The 17,063-nt window shown below is 37.7% G+C and carries 15 protein-coding genes; 1 reads left to right on the top strand and 14 read right to left on the bottom strand.

Annotation, left to right across the window (positions count from 1 at the left end; genetic code table 11):
* Positions 1-104: 104 nt before the first annotated feature.
* The 4 genes from Gferi_RS21170 to Gferi_RS21155 all read right to left on the bottom strand — a co-directional run bounded on the left by Gferi_RS21170 (position 105) and on the right by Gferi_RS21155 (position 5,477).
* Positions 105-1,868: a methyl-accepting chemotaxis protein gene (locus Gferi_RS21170; protein WP_069980047.1), complete on the bottom strand. Its 1,764-nt coding sequence runs from the start codon at positions 1,866-1,868 to the stop codon at positions 105-107.
* A complete protein-coding gene (locus tag Gferi_RS21165) occupies positions 1,846-2,337 on the bottom strand; it encodes a chemotaxis protein CheW (protein ID WP_069980045.1) in 492 nt (163 codons plus the stop codon). The genes Gferi_RS21170 and Gferi_RS21165 overlap by 23 nt, the downstream gene beginning before the upstream one ends.
* Before the next feature lie 209 nt (positions 2,338-2,546).
* Positions 2,547-4,055 (bottom strand): carbohydrate binding domain-containing protein, encoded by a 1,509-nt coding sequence (locus tag Gferi_RS21160; RefSeq protein WP_069980043.1) that lies wholly within the window; start codon positions 4,053-4,055, stop codon positions 2,547-2,549.
* 63 nt (positions 4,056-4,118) lie between these two features.
* A complete protein-coding gene (locus tag Gferi_RS21155; RefSeq protein WP_236932634.1) occupies positions 4,119-5,477 on the bottom strand; it encodes a glycosyltransferase family 2 protein in 1,359 nt (452 codons plus the stop codon).
* Between the two features lie 417 nt (positions 5,478-5,894).
* Here Gferi_RS21155 and Gferi_RS21150 point away from each other — a divergent pair, with 417 nt between their 5' ends.
* A complete protein-coding gene (locus Gferi_RS21150; RefSeq protein ID WP_069980041.1) occupies positions 5,895-6,395 on the top strand; it encodes a phosphoadenosine phosphosulfate reductase domain-containing protein in 501 nt (166 codons plus the stop codon).
* 312 nt (positions 6,396-6,707) lie between these two features.
* Here the strand turns inward: Gferi_RS21150 and Gferi_RS21145 are convergent, their stop codons facing one another.
* The 10 genes from Gferi_RS21145 to Gferi_RS21095 form a co-directional block, all read right to left on the bottom strand.
* Positions 6,708-7,790 carry a hypothetical protein gene (locus Gferi_RS21145; RefSeq protein WP_156782452.1) on the bottom strand — a complete coding sequence of 361 codons (1,083 nt, stop codon included), beginning with the start codon at positions 7,788-7,790 and terminating at the stop codon, positions 6,708-6,710.
* Between the two features lie 289 nt (positions 7,791-8,079).
* Positions 8,080-8,949 carry a nucleoside deaminase gene (locus Gferi_RS21140; RefSeq protein ID WP_207645772.1) on the bottom strand — a complete coding sequence of 290 codons (870 nt, stop codon included), beginning with the start codon at positions 8,947-8,949 and terminating at the stop codon, positions 8,080-8,082.
* Between the two features lie 377 nt (positions 8,950-9,326).
* Positions 9,327-10,373: a virulence RhuM family protein gene (locus Gferi_RS21135; protein WP_069980037.1), complete on the bottom strand. Its 1,047-nt coding sequence runs from the start codon at positions 10,371-10,373 to the stop codon at positions 9,327-9,329.
* A gap of 114 nt (positions 10,374-10,487) precedes the next feature.
* On the bottom strand, positions 10,488-10,808 hold the full coding sequence (locus Gferi_RS21130) for a hypothetical protein (RefSeq protein ID WP_069980034.1): 321 nt from the start codon (positions 10,806-10,808) through the stop codon (positions 10,488-10,490).
* Between the two features lie 171 nt (positions 10,809-10,979).
* Positions 10,980-11,375 (bottom strand): hypothetical protein, encoded by a 396-nt coding sequence (locus Gferi_RS21125; protein WP_069980032.1) that lies wholly within the window; start codon positions 11,373-11,375, stop codon positions 10,980-10,982.
* Between the two features lie 44 nt (positions 11,376-11,419).
* A complete protein-coding gene (locus tag Gferi_RS21120; protein ID WP_069980030.1) occupies positions 11,420-12,832 on the bottom strand; it encodes a DUF4062 domain-containing protein in 1,413 nt (470 codons plus the stop codon).
* A 16-nt stretch (positions 12,833-12,848) separates the two neighbouring features.
* On the bottom strand, positions 12,849-13,583 hold the full coding sequence (locus Gferi_RS21115) for a hypothetical protein (protein WP_069980029.1): 735 nt from the start codon (positions 13,581-13,583) through the stop codon (positions 12,849-12,851).
* Between the two features lie 941 nt (positions 13,584-14,524).
* Entirely contained in the window at positions 14,525-14,716 is a 192-nt protein-coding gene (locus Gferi_RS21105) for a hypothetical protein (protein WP_069980026.1), read from the bottom strand.
* A gap of 303 nt (positions 14,717-15,019) precedes the next feature.
* Entirely contained in the window at positions 15,020-15,283 is a 264-nt protein-coding gene (locus Gferi_RS21100; RefSeq protein WP_069980024.1) for a DUF6429 family protein, read from the bottom strand.
* A gap of 42 nt (positions 15,284-15,325) precedes the next feature.
* Complete coding sequence (locus Gferi_RS21095; protein ID WP_069980022.1) at positions 15,326-17,002, bottom strand: hypothetical protein; 1,677 nt, start codon at positions 17,000-17,002, stop codon at positions 15,326-15,328.
* Positions 17,003-17,063: the final 61 nt, after the last annotated feature.

Raw genomic sequence — 17,063 nt, 5'->3', positions numbered from 1 at the left:
GGAACAGAGAAATAGAAAAGAAAGCAGCCGGGATCACTTAAAAAAGTAATCCCGGCTGCAAAAACTATTTACGTTTTTGTAGCAGCACGCCTATGACTGCGATACTAGTATTTCTTCAACTCTGCCGTTTTACTGCTGCTGACAGGAGTCGACTCGTTAATCGTGGTAACCCGGTGCTTTTTTTTGGCAGACAATCCTTTCAGCTGAAACTGTTTGATGAGTTCTTCCAGAGTTTGAGCCTGTCCGGAAAGTTCCTCGCTGGCGGCGGCACTTTCCTCTGCACTTGCAGAATTGTTCTGGACAACCGCAGAAATCTGATCAAACCCTATGGTCATCTGACTGATTGCTGCAGCCTGCGCATCGGAAGCATCTGCAATTTCATTCACCAACTTTGAAACAACCCTTGCTTTCTCGACAATAGCATTAAGTGACTTTTCCGTTTCTTCTACCATTTGTGTGCCATTGCCAATCGCACGTATGGTGTTCTCGATAAGCATGGTGGTGTCCTTGACAGCCTCAGCGCAATTCGTTGCAAGTTTACGTATTTCGTCTGCAACCACTGCGAAACCCCTTCCGGCATCACCAGCCCTTGCTGCCTCCACTGCGGCATTCAGCGCAAGAAGGTTGGTCTGGGTGGCAATGTCATCGATGGTTTTAACGATCTTGCTGATCTGGTCAGAGGTATTTGAGATATTCTCCATTGCTGTTACCAGCTGCTTCATCTGACGGCTTTCGTTTTCAATTTCTGCAGCAGTTTCAGAAACCATGACATTGGTCTGTTGTGCATTTTCCGCGTTGTGTTTTACACGATCAGAAATGTCCGTGATGGTAGCCGATAATTCCTCAATGGTACTGGCCTGTTCCACAGCTCCCTCGGCAAGCATCTGGGCACTGGAAGATACTTGTTCAGAACTAGAAGCCACCTGTTCAGAGGTCTGGCTAATCTGTAACAGCGTGCTGTTCAAAGATGAAAGGATGTGCTCCATGGATACCTTGATAGGTATAAAATCCTTCTGATACTCCATCGTAATCGCTGCCGTCATATCCCCTTCCGCCATTTTGCCAAGTACTTCGGAAATATTGTGGATATATTGATTAAAACTATCGATTAAAGCACGGACACTGTCTGCCAGAGAACCAAGCTCGTCCTGAGACTGATATGTAATAACGACATTCAAATCTCCGGCAGCAAGCTGCCCGGTCGCCAGCTCGATTTCTTTAAGGGGTTTTGTAATGCTGCGGACAATATAAACGCTAAAAAGGATGATGGCAATAAGAGAAATGAATGCTAACACTACAATCCTAATATATGTGTTCCGTCCAGCAGCTTGACCCTTGTTATAGAAATCTTCTGCTACTTCCTCGGTACTTTCTCCCAGGGTATTGACCAACCCTCTTACATTTGTAAAAATAGGGCTGACATTTGCCTTATATAGGGCAGCCGCTTCTTCATTTTGGTTGTTTGTTGACAAGGTTACAATTCTGTCCTGATTATTCTTATTTGACTCCAGAATAGTTCGTATCTCCTTCAACAGCCCCTGCTCTTCTGGCAAAATCAGGTTTTTTTCCAGAATTGAAAAGCTGTTATCTACGGCAGCCATTGTAGCTTCAAACTCCCGAACATATTGCTGGGTTTCATTGATGCTTTCTGTGCTACACATCAAAATCAGATACTTTTCCATTTCCATCAATCCCCGTCGCATATCCATGGCGACGGTACTGGTCGTAGCGGGGCCCTTATGGTAAGTCGTGAAATTCGAGGACAGCGTCCGCACACCCAATACAGCGCTTATAACTGTAATCATAAAAAGAATGACTACAATACCGAATGTGATGCTGAGTTTTTTACCGATTTTCAAGTTTTTCATTTAAAATCTCCTCCTGTATGTCTGTTAGTGTAATCGAAAGAAGATTTGTTACACCAACCAGAAAAACATCCTGATCGTTCAATCTGGCCATACCGTCTAAAAAACGACGTTCCGGTTTTTCTGCCAAACTGGTTGATACCTCCATTTTTTCCAGGATATCAGTCACCTCGATCACCTCGTCTACAAGATATCCTTGCAGTTCTTGTCCGATACTTAAGACAATAATACTGTTGTGTTCTGACAATGCTGTATTTTCAGAGCGTAAGCAAAAGAGGAGGTCAATAACGGGAATTACAGTATCATTCGAAATGATGGTGCCCTTGATGTGGTCGGGACAGTCAACCAGAGGAATAATATCCTCCTGCACTATAACTTTAAGCACAGGAGGGATGGGTAGGCCATAAAGCTGGCTGCCCGTTTTAAACATGAGATATTTGCTGGTGGTTGTTTTTTCAAAATTCAGTGCCATATTTATTCTCCTTCCTTTTATTTTAAAGAGGCATTAATGTGATCAACCTATACCAGAATATTTTATTTCAGTGTGTAATGTTGTTTTTTGTCTTCAATTGGCTTTTTTTTGTTCCCAATAAGGGCAATTTTTGCCGGCTTATTGGGACTTTATGTTATTGAGGACATAAATAGTCTAAGCCCGATCCTGATAAGACTACCAACCATTGGTTACTCAATAACCCAATACTTCCTCCAACTGCTTTGATCAACAAGATAATAACTCTTAGGATAAAGAGAGGGATAATGCCCCATAAAACTGGGCCACCAAAAGATACCTGCTCCATATACATTGGCTCCATCAACGATTGCCTTATTGATGCCTTGTACAGCTCCATAAATATTTTCAATATATGGATCATGATAGATAACCAGTGTTTCCTCTATAAACCGGCGTTCATAAGCAGGTACCCACGGCATCAGCCTGGCTGGTTGTCCATTTGGTCCAATATCGCCAATCGCCTCACTGTATCTCATTATTTCAGAACAAATTAACTCCTGATAAACCTGAGGATTATCAATTGGAGAATCCCAACCCATTAAATCATATAACATTGGATTGATCTGATTCACTACAGAGGCAACTTGTTTAATAAACGAAGCATCCCAGTTCTTAAGGTCTGAATAGTTTATAGGGGCCGCAATTGAGAAATGATTGTTTTCCTTCAGTGCATTTTTTCTTAAATAAGCTAAAGTATTTAACAGTAATTTATCGTCCGGAATAAAAGGTTCAAAATCAATGTGTATACCATCTGCCTTATAATACTCATTTTCATAGAGAACCCCTTTATTCAATAACAAATCAACAATATCATTTAGATTTTGATTAAAACGCTTTGTCCCAAATAGCGGGTTCCTGCTTGCTTCATCTCCAAAATCATTCAGCAAAACTCTCTGATTGTAATTGACAACAAGGATAATTTCCTGTTCAGCATCGATTTGACGGGAATGATAAATCCAGTGACCTAATCCGGCATAATTCTTGGGCTCCAGCGTTCCATCGCCGTATAATACTCCAATATCCGCAAATTGATATCGAATTCGCTGTTCTTTCAACTCTTTAACGTAATCAGCAATGTCGTCAGGTGCCTGAACCGTATTGAACCAATCCTGCGGCAAAAAAGCCCCATTGTTTATTTGGGGCTTCAAGATATAATCCTCTAAAACAAGGCTTAGATTATCAAAATACACCTCTCCGCCTTCTAAAAGCTCTACGACATACAGATAGACCGACAGTTGAGCGGTACCAGATACTGTAGTAAAAGAAACAGATTGTTTTTCAAAGGATGTCTTCGAAAAAGCAACAATAAATTTACCATCCTTTATCTTATTTCCTTCACTATCCAGGCAGTCAACTCCCAATATTCCTACCTGTCCGATTTTATTTACCTTCCCATATCCAGACAGCGTATAAGTTTGACCCGGCTCAATACCTGATATAATTTTGCTGCCGGCTCCGCCTTCTGCCTGACTGACAACAGCACTATATTTGCCTTCATAGACTTGGCCACTGGCAGAAGTATAAGAGAATCCACCCCAATTCTCCCAGTCTGCACGCCTTTCAAAATTCGGATTCGTTATTAAACCTGTTTGCACGTTATTTTTATTGGTCGAAAAAAAAACAATAAATATCGCGGCAAAAACAACCAAAACAATTATGATATTTATTCTTTTTGTCATAGATATTTTCTCCAATTCATGGTTTGAGAATGAGTAAATTATTTTTACTATATTCGTAATCAACTATTTCCATACCCGCTTAAGTCTAAAAAGCTCCTGAAAATATCCCCAGACAGATATTGGACTCATCAATAACTGATAGGTCAATGTATACACAATAAAACCCAAAATATTTTTTCTGATACGCAACTCTAAGGTTTTAAAGACATTCTTTTGATAACGATATAAAATATAATTCACGATCATAGCCAGTGGCAGTACGAACAGTGTGGCAGGACCTACAATCCAATAACAGCCAAAAAAGGCTAAAATCAAGCCAGGAATCCAGCAGAAAGTATAAATGATATCTAAATATGGAAAAATAAGATTGACACCTGTTAAGTATCTGACGAAAACAAAGGGGTGCTGCCAAGGCTTAATTACTTTTAATGCCTCTATCATACCCCTGGCCCAACGGCTGCGCTGCCGGAAAAAGTGCTTGAGCGTCTCCGGAACATCCGTAAAGGCAACGGCTAAAGGCTCAAAATATACCCGGCCCTTCTTTGATAATAAACGCCATGTCAGAACAATATCTTCTCCAATTGCATCGGGCCAGCCGCCTATTTCTTTCACTGCTTCTGTTTTATATAAGGAAAAAGCACCCTGGGCAACCAAGGTGCCTTGGAATAAGCCTTGAAGTCTCTTAATACTTGAAATCCCTAAAAAATAATCCCATTCCTGTATTTTTGCCATTAATTTTTTACGGCTGTTACGAACCAGGACCGTACCGGCAACCGCACATACATCCGAAGGCGAGGTCATCATGCGTCCTACAATATAACGAACTGCCGATTTATGCATCAACGTATCCGCATCTAAAGTGATCAGCAGTTTAGTGTCAACATATTTTAGTGCAGCGTTCAATGCATTGTTTTTACCCGGTACCGGTTCATGAAGGACCATAACATTCAGATGAAATTTTTCACCTGCTGCTCTGGCTGCATCAGCCGTACGGTCACTGGAATTATTGTCAATAACGATTGTCTTTAACTTTCCATCGTACTCCTGTGCTGCTACATACCGCAATGTATTTTCGATGCTTTTTTCTTCATTGTAACAGGCAATCAAAATCGTTATTTCTTCTGTAGGATTCAACACTTTAACAGGAGGCTGCCTGTCAAATAATAAGCTTGAAACCATAAATGCATTCATATAGCCCGGTATATAAGCAATACCTGCAATAACCATAACTGCAACCGGTATTGTAATCAATTCTCCAAGCTCCTTAATCCATTGCATAGAAGCAAAAATTGAAATGAGCATCCATGCTAAAGCGATAATATGGCTATATATAAACTTTTGTATTACAGGAATGTAGCGCTTGGCAAAGGCTCTACGGGTTGGAAATACTTTACTTTTGCATCTAATTTCGGTTTTCATCATGCCAATTTTCCTTTGAATGTAAGAATTGCGTTAATTAAAAATGCTTGTACCTGCTTGTCTCTGATTTTTAAATGTATCAAGCCTAAATTCATTTTTATAAATTCTCCTTCATTATACTGGATTGCAAATATTGCTTTACTCAATATTTGCAATTAAAATAACATGCATCGGCCTGATTTTGGGTAAACTTGTCACCAATCATCGTATTTTCGTATTAAATACAATTCGACTCAAAAATATCCCTATTAGGAACAATCAGATACCTGTTATTGACCAAAAAAGATATACTTAAATATATTTCGTTAGTAAATAGTTCATCTATGCATCAGCTGTTTACTTCTTTAAGGGTACATTCTTATGCTGGTAAAAAAGTGGGAGGTGTTTTAAATCTCAAAGGTATATACTACGAAGGATGTGATGACTGCAGCAAGAGAACGAATTGACTTAGTTTTTACTGATTTTGATTTCATATATCTCTGTGTTTCCGGAGGCAAGGACAGTTCTGTTATGCTCCAGCTATGCGCTGATGGCGCACGGCGAAAGGGTAAAAAATTCAGCGTCTTATATATCGATTTGGAAAGTCAGTATCAAGCTACTATCAGGCATATCGAAGAACTACGGCAAATCACGGCTGATGTAGTAGATCAGTTTTATTGGTGTTGCCTGCCGCTCTCCTTGCGAAATGCGGTATCTGTCATCCAGCCCACCTGGATTTGCTGGGATCAAAATGAACGGGATAAATGGGTCCGGGATATGCCGGCTTACGATTGCGTCATTCATGAAAAGAATCTCCCGGAAGAGTGGATCTGGTTCAAAAAGGGGATGGAGTTTGAAGAATTTACATACCAATTCAGCCAATGGTTCCAAAGAAAAGCTAAAGGGCCTGCGGCGGGTGGCGCGGGCCATCGAGAAAAATGATTTTTGGTTAAAGCGTCTCAGTTTTGCTCCCACAAAGACAGATGTGATGCTTTTGCAGCATCTTAGAAAACAATACCGGAACTTATTTCATTTGGAGAATGCACAGGACAGATATATGCGGAAAGCACTTCTCTCCATGGAGGTTGAAGATGGTAATGAATAAGATTTCATGTTTCGAAGGGGCTTATGACAAAGCGCTTTTCTATTCCAAAATGGGCCGGTTCTTTGCGGAAGAAAAATATATCCAGCAGATGCCTTATTTGCGCAATGAGACGGACCGTGTCTGGTTTACGATAGAAGAGAATAACCAGATCATCGCCTTTTCGTCCTTGTTGAGCCGCCAGGCTTCTGGCAAAACTCATATACAAACTCTTTCCCGTTGCGGCAAATCAATCCGTAATCCGTGGACTGCACACCATCTTCCTTCATTTTTGCTTCACCGTATCTGCTAAAATCCAGAAGCTTAAAGGCGGCATCATCGGACGGGAACTTAGATGCTTCCAGCAGTGCCTGCCGTCCATAGTCTGCCGGTGAGGATAATTCGGGATAAAAATCATAGCAGTCAAGGTTTTGCGCAATGTCAATGGCAAAGTCCAGGTCGGTACAATACTCATATTGGAGGGCGGCTTTGTACTTAGCACCCATATTGCTGTCCAGGATTTTTGAAATGGCATTGCTTAAGGTATTCAACATTTCCATGTCCTCACTTTCTGAGAACACACTGTCAAAGCAGGGCATGATGCTTTGATAGTGTGTAAAAACACAGTCATCAAGGAAAGCTGCGCCCAGTTCCGACAGGGCTGATGCAATTTCAACCTCCGATGCGGGAAGGTACAGCCATGTCTTTTGGGGATTTTCTGTTGGCGAGTCCTTTCGCCTGACTTCCAGCTTCAGTATATAATCGCTGGTGTAATCATAATCGGGAAACATTTTGCCATCGTATACTTCTTCGATAGGAAGCCTATTGCAAAACACCACACCATAAGGAGTTATCTTACTATCACCGCTGCTTAAAAGATTCCTGCTCATTGTTTCAAAATCGAGCTTTTCAATTTCATTTGAAGGACACCCGATGTTCTTATCCATGTAGTGTTTACATCCGATGTTTTTAAGGTTCGAGAAATCTGTGACGACCGTATAGTTGTGAAGGTTGAAAGTCAGATTGATAAGATCTTTCATAGTGCAGATACCCGCTCTTGCAATTGCACCTTGGAACTTGGCAAGCTCATAATTATCGAAGCTGTCTATCCGTCTGGCCAGATAGTTCAGCTCATCCGCATTGATGCAGTTGTTTTCAAGTACGCAAAGAGCAGGAACCTCGCCGCTTATCTTCACTATATGACAGCTCACAATGTTGCTGTCGCTGATGCCTATCTCACCGAGCTTTTCCACCATGGCTTCCTCCTCAATAGGGAATGTGAGGTCGATGAGTTGGCTGTGCGAGTATGCACCGTTTTGGATGGTGGCAGTGATCATTTTCGTATCAATCCTTTCCTTATAAAATTAAGCAATAAAAAAAGCGGATACATTTTCTTTGGCTAAAAATGTATCCGCTTTTTAGGCTTTTGAGTTTTTAATGTTGTTTTAACTAACACCAAGCAATGCATATTTTATAAGCTTTTCTGCGCTTTTTAGTATAATATTATAGTTGTAATAATACTATTGCCTTAAGTCCTTCATGATTTCACTTCTCTTCCATACTGATTATTTCCTCACAGTACTCCGTATAGGGTCTGAGCTTTTCATAATTCCTTGAAAACCTAAGCTGTGGGTTGATTTGTCTTATCAATGTATCTGTAGAATTTTCATTCAACTTTTTACAAATCACTCTTGTATCAAGTCCTAATATTTTACATGCTTCTAAAGTTGGACAGAAGTTCTTGGAATGAAAAACGATCTTCCTCTCTGATTTCTCCACAATTGGCGCTTCGTCTTCTGTAATGTTGAACCTGTTAAGTAATAGTTTATAGCCCGAATCCAATATATTATCATTTATAAATTCGAATCTTTCACGATTTTCATAAAACCATTTGACTCTTCTATTTATTGAATCAGTATTTAATTCATTAAGTATTTGATCATTTGCATTTCGCAATTTTTCAATTTCTATTCTTACATCTTTTCTGTATAGAATCGAGCATTCACGGCTTAATATGTTCTCATGAATTTTTATGTTAGCACTTGCTCTTTTAAACAGTTCACAACAGGTTAATTCTATTCGCTTTCTTCCCTGCTTTATTGCTTCCTTGATTGAATATCCATAAGCAATTTCAGATATGCCTGACCACACTACTGCTGTAGCACACATAGGGCATGGCTCATGCGTCGATACTAAAATGCATCCTGTAAGCTTTTTTCCTAATTTTTTTGATGCTTCTTTTATTGCATTAATTTCTGCATGTGAAGTGGAATCGTCGTCAGTATCTTCAGTATCATGTGCAGAAGAAATTATTTGTTCATCCTTAATAATAACCGCACCAAATCCGTTGTTACCTTCACGCAAACTAATTTTTGCTTCTTCTAGGGCTAGTTTCATATATTTATTTAGTTCCAATCAAATCCCTCCACCAAATACAATAAAAACTAAATATCATTGTATATTACCACAAACCCTAAAAAAAATCATTAATAAAATTTCGACAAATAACAACATCAGCATTGATTTCTAAAAATTCAATGCCAATCTTTTCCCTGCTTATGGAGTTTTTTTGAGTGAAAATTAAAGTACATTTATGGATAAGCCATTTTAAACGGTTAAAATAACCCTTTTCTTAAACCGCCAGAAAATCAATATATAGTGTCTAACCGCTTGAAAAATCACTATATGTTGTAATGTTTACCTCTTTCCATTAAAGTACATCTGAGCAACCACTTCAACGTGCGTTGTATATGTTTTACAGATGTATTTTTTATGATACAAATAGTCAGGTGTTACTCTTCATCATTCTTAATGCTATTTGTTAATCTGTCAAAATCAGACTGAAAGAGTCTGTCCTGAATGATACGGTATTTTTCAAACTCACTCTCTGCAAATTCCTTTGCAATAGCAGCCGTCACTTTTCCTGCGTTCTCTAATATATCCTTTTCATTGAATTGCAGGAATGCGTTTAGCTTCTTAGCCCAGTCTTCCATTGTCATAGGGATGTTTCTTTCAGCCTGGCTTTCTGCATAATCAAGGTACATCGTCACAAATCGATCTAAAGACTTTAGTTCTTTTTCTGTGAGATAGTTTTTTGCAACAGAAACATCACTTTTTACAATTTTTCCGTGCGGTGCATTTTTCCAAGTCGTTAGCCCCATATGCTCTTTGGTACTGTCAGCTCTATTATAAACCACCTCTGCCGCAGTACTGCCGTGGATTGCAAAATGCAACTTGTTTTGAACAGTCTTAAAGAAATCCTTTGTTATTTTTGTCTGTGGATTATAATCTAAGGCAGTTGCATAAATATCGGTGATCTTCTGATAGAACCTTCTTTCACTTGCCCGAATCTCTCTGATTTCTTCAAGCAAATGATCAAAATATTCCTCGTTTAAGAAAGTACCGTTTTTTAGCCGCTCTTTATCCAGCACATATCCCCGAATCGCAAAATTTCGCAGCACTCCTGTTGCCCATTGTCTAAACTGCGTTGCTCTCAATGAATTCACACGGTAGCCAACGGATATGATGGCATCAAGATTATAAAAAAGAACATCTCTGTTTACTTCTCTGATTCCCTCTTTTTGAACTATCCGGTTTTTCCGGATAGTTGCTTCTTCTGTTAATTCACCTTCAGCATAGATATTTTTAAGGTGCTCATTTACCGTTCTTACATCCACACCAAAAAGCTCGGCAATCAACTTCTGTGTAAGCCAAACCGTTTCATCTTCAACACGAACCTCTATTGTATTCTCGTTGGCTTGTGAAGTAAATATTAAAAACTCAGCCGTGCTATTCCTTATCTGTAAAGAATTCTTCTTTTTTTTATCATTTTCTTTCATGCAGGATACCTCCATTCTTTCCAATTTTTCAAAACCAGTTATCGTGTCACCTCATTTATGACAATTATGCTTTGATTGTAATTTATAATAGCATAATTTCCAATCCAAGAGTATTTACTCGCAGTCCCACATATCCCGATATGCATTAACATATCCTACTGTAGCAGCCGGGTCTATTTGATAATAATAACGACATAGTTTACGATACAAAAGTAAAATTTGTTCATTAAAACAATAATCAAGCAGTCTATCTAAAAGCTCTTCAATTTTCTGTTTATCACAACATCTTGACTCAATAATCTCGTGAACTTCAGGCTCAAAATACTCTAAAGCCCGACTTGCCAAGATATTCCTTGTTTCTACCATTTCCATAATCTCTCTTGATAATATATCAACCACATATTGATAAGTGCTTTCATCTACATTTTTCGTCATGGTATTCATCTCTTTCATACATACTGCTATTAATACTATTATCTTTATACATCAAACATTTGAATTATCCAGTTTTTCCGGATAGTTGCTTTTTTCTCAAGATTCCCTTTATGTATATAATTCCTGTATCATATTTTCCAATCTATAAGGCTGCAACATAGGCATGTTCTTTTAGGATAAGTTCACACCATATTCCAGCTTACTCTTGAGCCCATCATAATTCTTATCGCACAGCAGTTCATTAGGAGACTGCCATGCAACGGAAGGTATGAGATAAACATCCGGTAATCTTCCATCTTCAAAAATGAGCAATATTAGGTATATGCTCGGGTCTGAAATATCCCACTTGTCTTTTTGCATATACACATAGTTGGATTGTCGCACTGCTTTGACTTGCAGTTCATGAAATTTACCGTTTTTTCCCTTTACAACAAAATCTATGCCATGATCATCGACTTCCGATGTATAGACCTCAAAGCCATAAGATGTAAACTCCATCTTTGCATAGTATTCTGCATATCTACCAAATTGTAATTTATTCAGCTTTGACCAGTTAGTATCCGGCATACAACCCCTCCATAAGGCTCTTCCATAACTTTTGAGTAGCTTTCCTACAAAAAGTTCTCAACATCAAAATAATTGACTGTTTCCTCAATAGTAACAGGTATAATTATTTCATCTCTTGTCTCATATTCCTCACATATAATTGACACCTTAATTTCATAATTGCCTGCTTTCTTCGGCACGATTATAAAATCTTCATCATCAAAGTTTATCTCATTGGTATGAAGTAAATCATCAATATTAATTTCAATTGTATTATCTTCCTCAGACGTTGATAACGAATGATGAATATTAAAGTTACCGAGCGTACTGCCTGCTAATTCACTTAAAGTTAATCTGCTGCTAAGCTGGTTTCCTGTAATAAATGGTGAGCTAAAAGCATTAACTATTTTGCTAAGATTCGTTACAGATTTAAAAGCAGGACTCTGCTTAAACATCTCTTCTTTCCGTCTCTTTTTAGCCAAATCATATAGATGCTCAGGTAGTCCCTCTGGTTCTTCAATTTCATCTAAATTTAAATTAGCATCTTTCATAATTACAAGTTCATCAGGAAATTCAATTACTATATCAATATCGTTAGCTTTTCCGGTGCCATTATTAATAACAGTGATTACAGGCTTATTGTGGTTGTCTTTTAAATATTTGACTGAACTGATTTCATCATTGTAATCATCTAATCCATAAATCTTGCTCAAGTGAGCATTATATTCATTTACCTCATTAATCTCTAAATATTTGGAAACTTCTTCAGGTAAATCTTCAAGTTTAACTGGCTTGTATAATTTGTAGTCAGTTCTTTTAGTGATCACAAATTTCAAGTCACTGCTTCCATTTATTTGGACATCAATTTTAGGGCTTCGAGCCTTAATCATATTTTCAAGACGCTTAACTTCATCTCTAAGAGTACGATTTTCTTTACTAAGTCGAACAAGTTCATCTGACATTGCACTAATGTCCGCTTTATCTGCCCTTATCCAGCCTATACCTTTCTTAGAGTTCATAGCCTTGAATAAGGATAACAGAACTTTACTCTCCAAGTCTGAAATATCATTCCAAAAATCAACCATCTTGCCAATCTTAGCTTCTTCCCTAAAAGCCTTTAATTTTAGAGTTAAATCAGGGTCTTCGTCTCTCTCATCAGGCTTTGTTGCTACATTGTCATTTCTTATAAATATATGTATTGGAATTCCTTTTTCTTTTGCATACCTATATTCTTTTTCAGTATAACTGATGCCTTCATTCGTTAAGCTGCCGTATCTATGCCCGATAATAAGCACATAATAATCCGATACATCAATGGTTTTCCTGATTACTTCCCATTGTTCCTCATCCCCTGCATTAAACATTTCCATTCCTATAGGAATATGATACGAACTTAAAATAGCCTTCGTAATTTTTTCACGTGCTTCTTTCAAATCTATATAAGTCGAACTTATGAATACTTGATATTTTACATCCATACAATCCCCTCATTTATCAATAATACTCAATCTCTTTATTTTTCTTTCTCTCCAACTTTTCTATCCTTTTCATCTCTTTTTCTCGTTTGCGTTCGGCCCAGTATTGCTTTCTCTGTAAATAATTTCTTCCTGTTAACAGTATTAAAGCATGTCCAATTATTGTAACTACTAATGCGATAACAAATAAAATAATAAATGCTTGCTTAACTTGTTCTTGTAACACAGCAAATATCTCCGTGTAATAAGCTGACGCATATCGAGAAGCATCAGGACTATCTATAATCATATCGGTTATAAATCCCCACAGGGGTATTGTGATCAGAAAATTCAAGAAGAAGTATCTACCAATCCAACCTAAAATCCCTTTCCTTATCCCATTCTTATAGTAATAAAGTAATATCAATGCAAGCATAACCCCTATAAAAATTAGATTCATATATAAATACTGGGTTTGCGAAGTATTCGTTAAAGCTTTCTCAAAAAAAGCTTGAATTTCAGCTTCAGTCTTAACCTCAGTCCCAAAAGATGTTGCAAGCATATCAGGCTTTATAAAAAAAATAACCGGCAATAACACTAAAGATGAGTATGATTTTATTATAGGCTCAAGAAAAGGTCCTATCGTCATTCCCAAGAATTGTGTTATTAATCCTAAAACCAAAAATGGAAGAAGAATTACAAAGAGCGCTAATATTAAAAACCCCTCACCACTTATCGCTGGAATAAAAAATATACTTACCTTTTTCTTAGTCATCAAAATCCATCCTCTTTCATCACTTTTTAGTGATCCTAATATTAAAAGCACTCTCAGATACAAAAAGAGTGCCTCATAGCAGTTTAAACCTTATCGATGTTCGCCTCAAACTAAATTGTATCTTTAATCTCTTATATAAACTCCGCCAAATTAGCCCCGCTCCAATCCATAGAATGTGACCATTTTTCAATAATCCTCATGTCGTTGAGGACATATACATGCCCTTCTTTAATGCTTTTTAAGTTAAAGAAAAAACCACTTAATAATTATATCATTAAATTTTGAATATTTCCATGACTATCCATATTTTATGAATGCTTTATGCTTCCTTTATGTTATATTAAATTCTCTTTCTCTATCATGAAAACCGTCGATTACTAAATAAACTGAATAAAGCCCTCAGCCAATAATGCTAAGAGTTTTATTCAGCTTGCTTACTTTTTAAATTATCGGTGCCTGCTTCGCATCAAACGCAGGCACCGATTTTCTCAGATTCCTTATTTTTCTTCGGTCGTCCGCAGCCCTGATATTTCTTTCGCACCTCCACGGATTGCTCCAATTCTATACCGGATTTAAAGACGATAATTATCTTATCTTCGGACATGATTTTGACGGTTTGTATCAACTATCTGACCAGAATATTATCAAATTCTGTCATAGTGTGGTTTTTATCTTCAAGGAATTTTTGCATCTCATTTACCCTGTGGCTCCCTGCAGATTCCCATTTGGAATTCATTTTAATTTCCTTCGTACTAAATGCTCCACCTGTACCTGATAGTTCTATTGCTGTTCTTCCAGTTCTGTACTGTCCTGGCAAATTCTCAAAGAGGTTATTTCTCTTTCTGCTATGTGAAGCTTTTCCGCATCCTCAATCCCCAGCTTGTTTTATAAGCACATTTGAATGAGGATAACAACATCTGTGATCCCATTCATAGCTGTAATCATAATTGTCGTTCATGGTTATAGCCCCTGACAGCCGTGTGCTTTTTTATGAGTTCAGCTATCGTTTCTTCAACCAATTTATCATTACCTGCACAACGTCTGATTCTATCTTTATCAGTCTGGGTAAGCGGCATGCCTTCCATTGACATTGAGCCGTTAACTTCATCAATTAGTTTTTCCAAATCTCTCATATGAACACCACCTTATCTATATATTATACTATATTGTCATTGAGAATTCAAAACTGTCCATCAGCTATCTAACTCCTTTATATTCAAGTCCTAGGACAGCTCCCGATATACTACATCTTTTTTGTATATACAAGGGTTATTTAGTTTGCCCAAGTCCCTTAAGCCCTCTATCCATCAGCCTTTCATCCTCTCAACCCTCGCGACGGCCTCGCAATGCGTTGTAGCAGTGGTGCAGATGCACTTTAGCGAGATTATTTACTTTTCATATTTTTATTGTTTCGGTACCAATCTCTATATTTTCTTCTACTTCCAATCCAATATGTTGTATTTAAGCAATAATTCCTTTGCTAATTTCATCCCCTCTTCTGTAATTGCTACAGACTTGGATCGATGGCTGCCCTGCCGGATATAATCTTCCTTATCCAGTTCATTAATAATATCAAAATCATATCCCTTCCAAGCCATATCTAAGTTCGAGCTAAAACGGTCTCTTTCATTAAATCTTGTTAAATACATCAGCAGTATAGTCAATTCTTTAATTGCTTTCTCCGGGTTAGCTTTATCCATTTCAAATCTCTCCTTTATGCAGCGGAATAACCATCTATTCGTTTATTCCTCGTTTAATTGCTCAAATTCTGCTTTAAATGCTCTTTTTCTGGGATGTATTTTTTTATAATGTTCTATCGTAACCATTCTTCCATGTAACTTCCCATTTGACTCCAATGTTTCACCTAATGCTGTTATCAGTATAGCTGCCTTATAATAGCTTTTCCGGTGATTTCCCCCTACAACAGCCTCAGTCCTTTTATCTACTTCTTCTTTCAGCCATGCAATATACTTTTCATATTGTTCATTTCTTAGAACTACTTTTTCTTTCCAGCCTAAAAATTGATCCTTGAAGCTTTTTGTATGATCTTCAGTAAATCCCAGTCTGTATTCTATTTCATCTATCAATCGTTGACCAGCTTTTGTAACCTTTTTATTCTTGTCTAATAACAAAATAAAAAGTGGTACAACAGTTCCTTTAAAATTGCTGCTCCAACCTAATGTAGTTCCATCTTTTTTACAATCTTCATAAATATAATCAAATTCTCCATTAAAAAACCGGAGAAGCTTTTTATGTTCCTTTGAAAGACTATTCACCATCATCTGTTTATTTTTATGATATCCTTCCCACATAGAATTCTCAGGTAGTGTTTTTGCATGCTGCACCGCTCTATCCGCTATATTCCGGTAATCCGAAAGCTCAAATAACCGTAAATAGTGATACAGCGTTGATTCAGAATAAAAAGCGGCTTCATAGCATTGATTAATTATATCAGTGTTTTCCAACTCTACAGCAGCTTTTGCAGCTAGATCTGTAATGCTTCCTCGAATAATCAGCTTTTCAGGCAATATACTGATAGCCTCCATTCCCAACTTCACACACTCAAACTCCTTTTTTTCATTTAGCAGATACTTACAAGCATGTTGATATAAAACCGGATGTCTCGCCCATACTTCTCTGGCTGCTTCACATAGACGGCTGATACCCCCCTGGTATATACATGCCTCCGACAGCAAACCTCCCGCCAGGTCGCCCTCTGTATTTTTAAGAAAAGAAATCCAATCCTCCATAAACCTGTCTATCCCTTTAAGCTCTTCCGGTCCTATAGTAAACATTTCTTCTACTTTTATGTTCTTACACATGTCCCATGAAAGATACCGGTACAGTGCAGCTGCTCTTTCTTCTCCTTCAGTAACCTGATATTTTGCATACATCATATTTAAAGCGATACGCTTTAAATCCAGAATTACCAGTTTTTCTTCTACAAGCTCCTCCAGCTCCAGCTCACTCCACTCTTCAATATCGCTATCCAATGCCGAAAAAGTTATACTGCAAAGTAAATCATATACTGCTGCCGCCTGCTGGTATTCTTTTTGGAATAACAAGCCTTCCGCAATCTGAAATGCTTTAGAAAGCTCTTTTCCTATTCCAAAAATATCAGAATACTCATAAGTATATTCGCTATCCCAATAGCCTTCTCCATACTCTTCATAACCACTGCACTCGAAATAGATTTCTGCATCTTCTATTTTTCTACACCAATCTTCTAGTTCTTTTATCTCCTTTTTTATAGGAATATCCGTACAATGATCTTGTTTTTTTGCTAAGGAGTTTAAAAATATAATTCTCTGATTTTCATTTGTAGTACGGGCCATATTATGTATCCATTCAGTTTTTTCCACTTCAGACATAGCGGATAGTTTTTCATCAACTGCTTTCATAAATTCATTATAATTCATTGCTTTTCTCATCTCTCTTCTTTCAAGCCCCATTGTCAACTAACAAAGCTTGATATTTTTT

It is taken from the genome of Geosporobacter ferrireducens (assembly GCF_001750685.1).
In the GTDB taxonomy this organism is placed as follows: Bacteria; Bacillota; Clostridia; order Peptostreptococcales; family Thermotaleaceae; genus Geosporobacter; species Geosporobacter ferrireducens.
This window is presented reverse-complemented; position numbering and strand designations above follow the sequence as displayed.

Coding starts and splice junctions, on each gene's coding strand:
- Gferi_RS21115 (WP_069980029.1), bottom strand. CDS start 13,583: ATGACTAAGAAAAAGGTAAGTATATTTTTTATTCCAGCGATAAGTGGT.
- Gferi_RS21105 (WP_069980026.1), bottom strand. CDS start 14,716: ATGAGAGATTTGGAAAAACTAATTGATGAAGTTAACGGCTCAATGTCA.
- Gferi_RS21155 (WP_236932634.1), bottom strand. CDS start 5,477: ATGATGAAAACCGAAATTAGATGCAAAAGTAAAGTATTTCCAACCCGT.
- Gferi_RS21165 (WP_069980045.1), bottom strand. CDS start 2,337: ATGGCACTGAATTTTGAAAAAACAACCACCAGCAAATATCTCATGTTT.
- Gferi_RS21125 (WP_069980032.1), bottom strand. CDS start 11,375: ATGCCGGATACTAACTGGTCAAAGCTGAATAAATTACAATTTGGTAGA.
- Gferi_RS21095 (WP_069980022.1), bottom strand. CDS start 17,002: ATGAATTATAATGAATTTATGAAAGCAGTTGATGAAAAACTATCCGCT.
- Gferi_RS21135 (WP_069980037.1), bottom strand. CDS start 10,373: ATGAAAGAAAATGATAAAAAAAAGAAGAATTCTTTACAGATAAGGAAT.
- Gferi_RS21130 (WP_069980034.1), bottom strand. CDS start 10,808: ATGACGAAAAATGTAGATGAAAGCACTTATCAATATGTGGTTGATATA.
- Gferi_RS21120 (WP_069980030.1), bottom strand. CDS start 12,832: ATGGATGTAAAATATCAAGTATTCATAAGTTCGACTTATATAGATTTG.
- Gferi_RS21100 (WP_069980024.1), bottom strand. CDS start 15,283: ATGGATAAAGCTAACCCGGAGAAAGCAATTAAAGAATTGACTATACTG.
- Gferi_RS21150 (WP_069980041.1), top strand. CDS start 5,895: ATGACTGCAGCAAGAGAACGAATTGACTTAGTTTTTACTGATTTTGAT.
- Gferi_RS21160 (WP_069980043.1), bottom strand. CDS start 4,055: ATGACAAAAAGAATAAATATCATAATTGTTTTGGTTGTTTTTGCCGCG.
- Gferi_RS21170 (WP_069980047.1), bottom strand. CDS start 1,868: ATGAAAAACTTGAAAATCGGTAAAAAACTCAGCATCACATTCGGTATT.
- Gferi_RS21145 (WP_156782452.1), bottom strand. CDS start 7,790: ATGGTGGAAAAGCTCGGTGAGATAGGCATCAGCGACAGCAACATTGTG.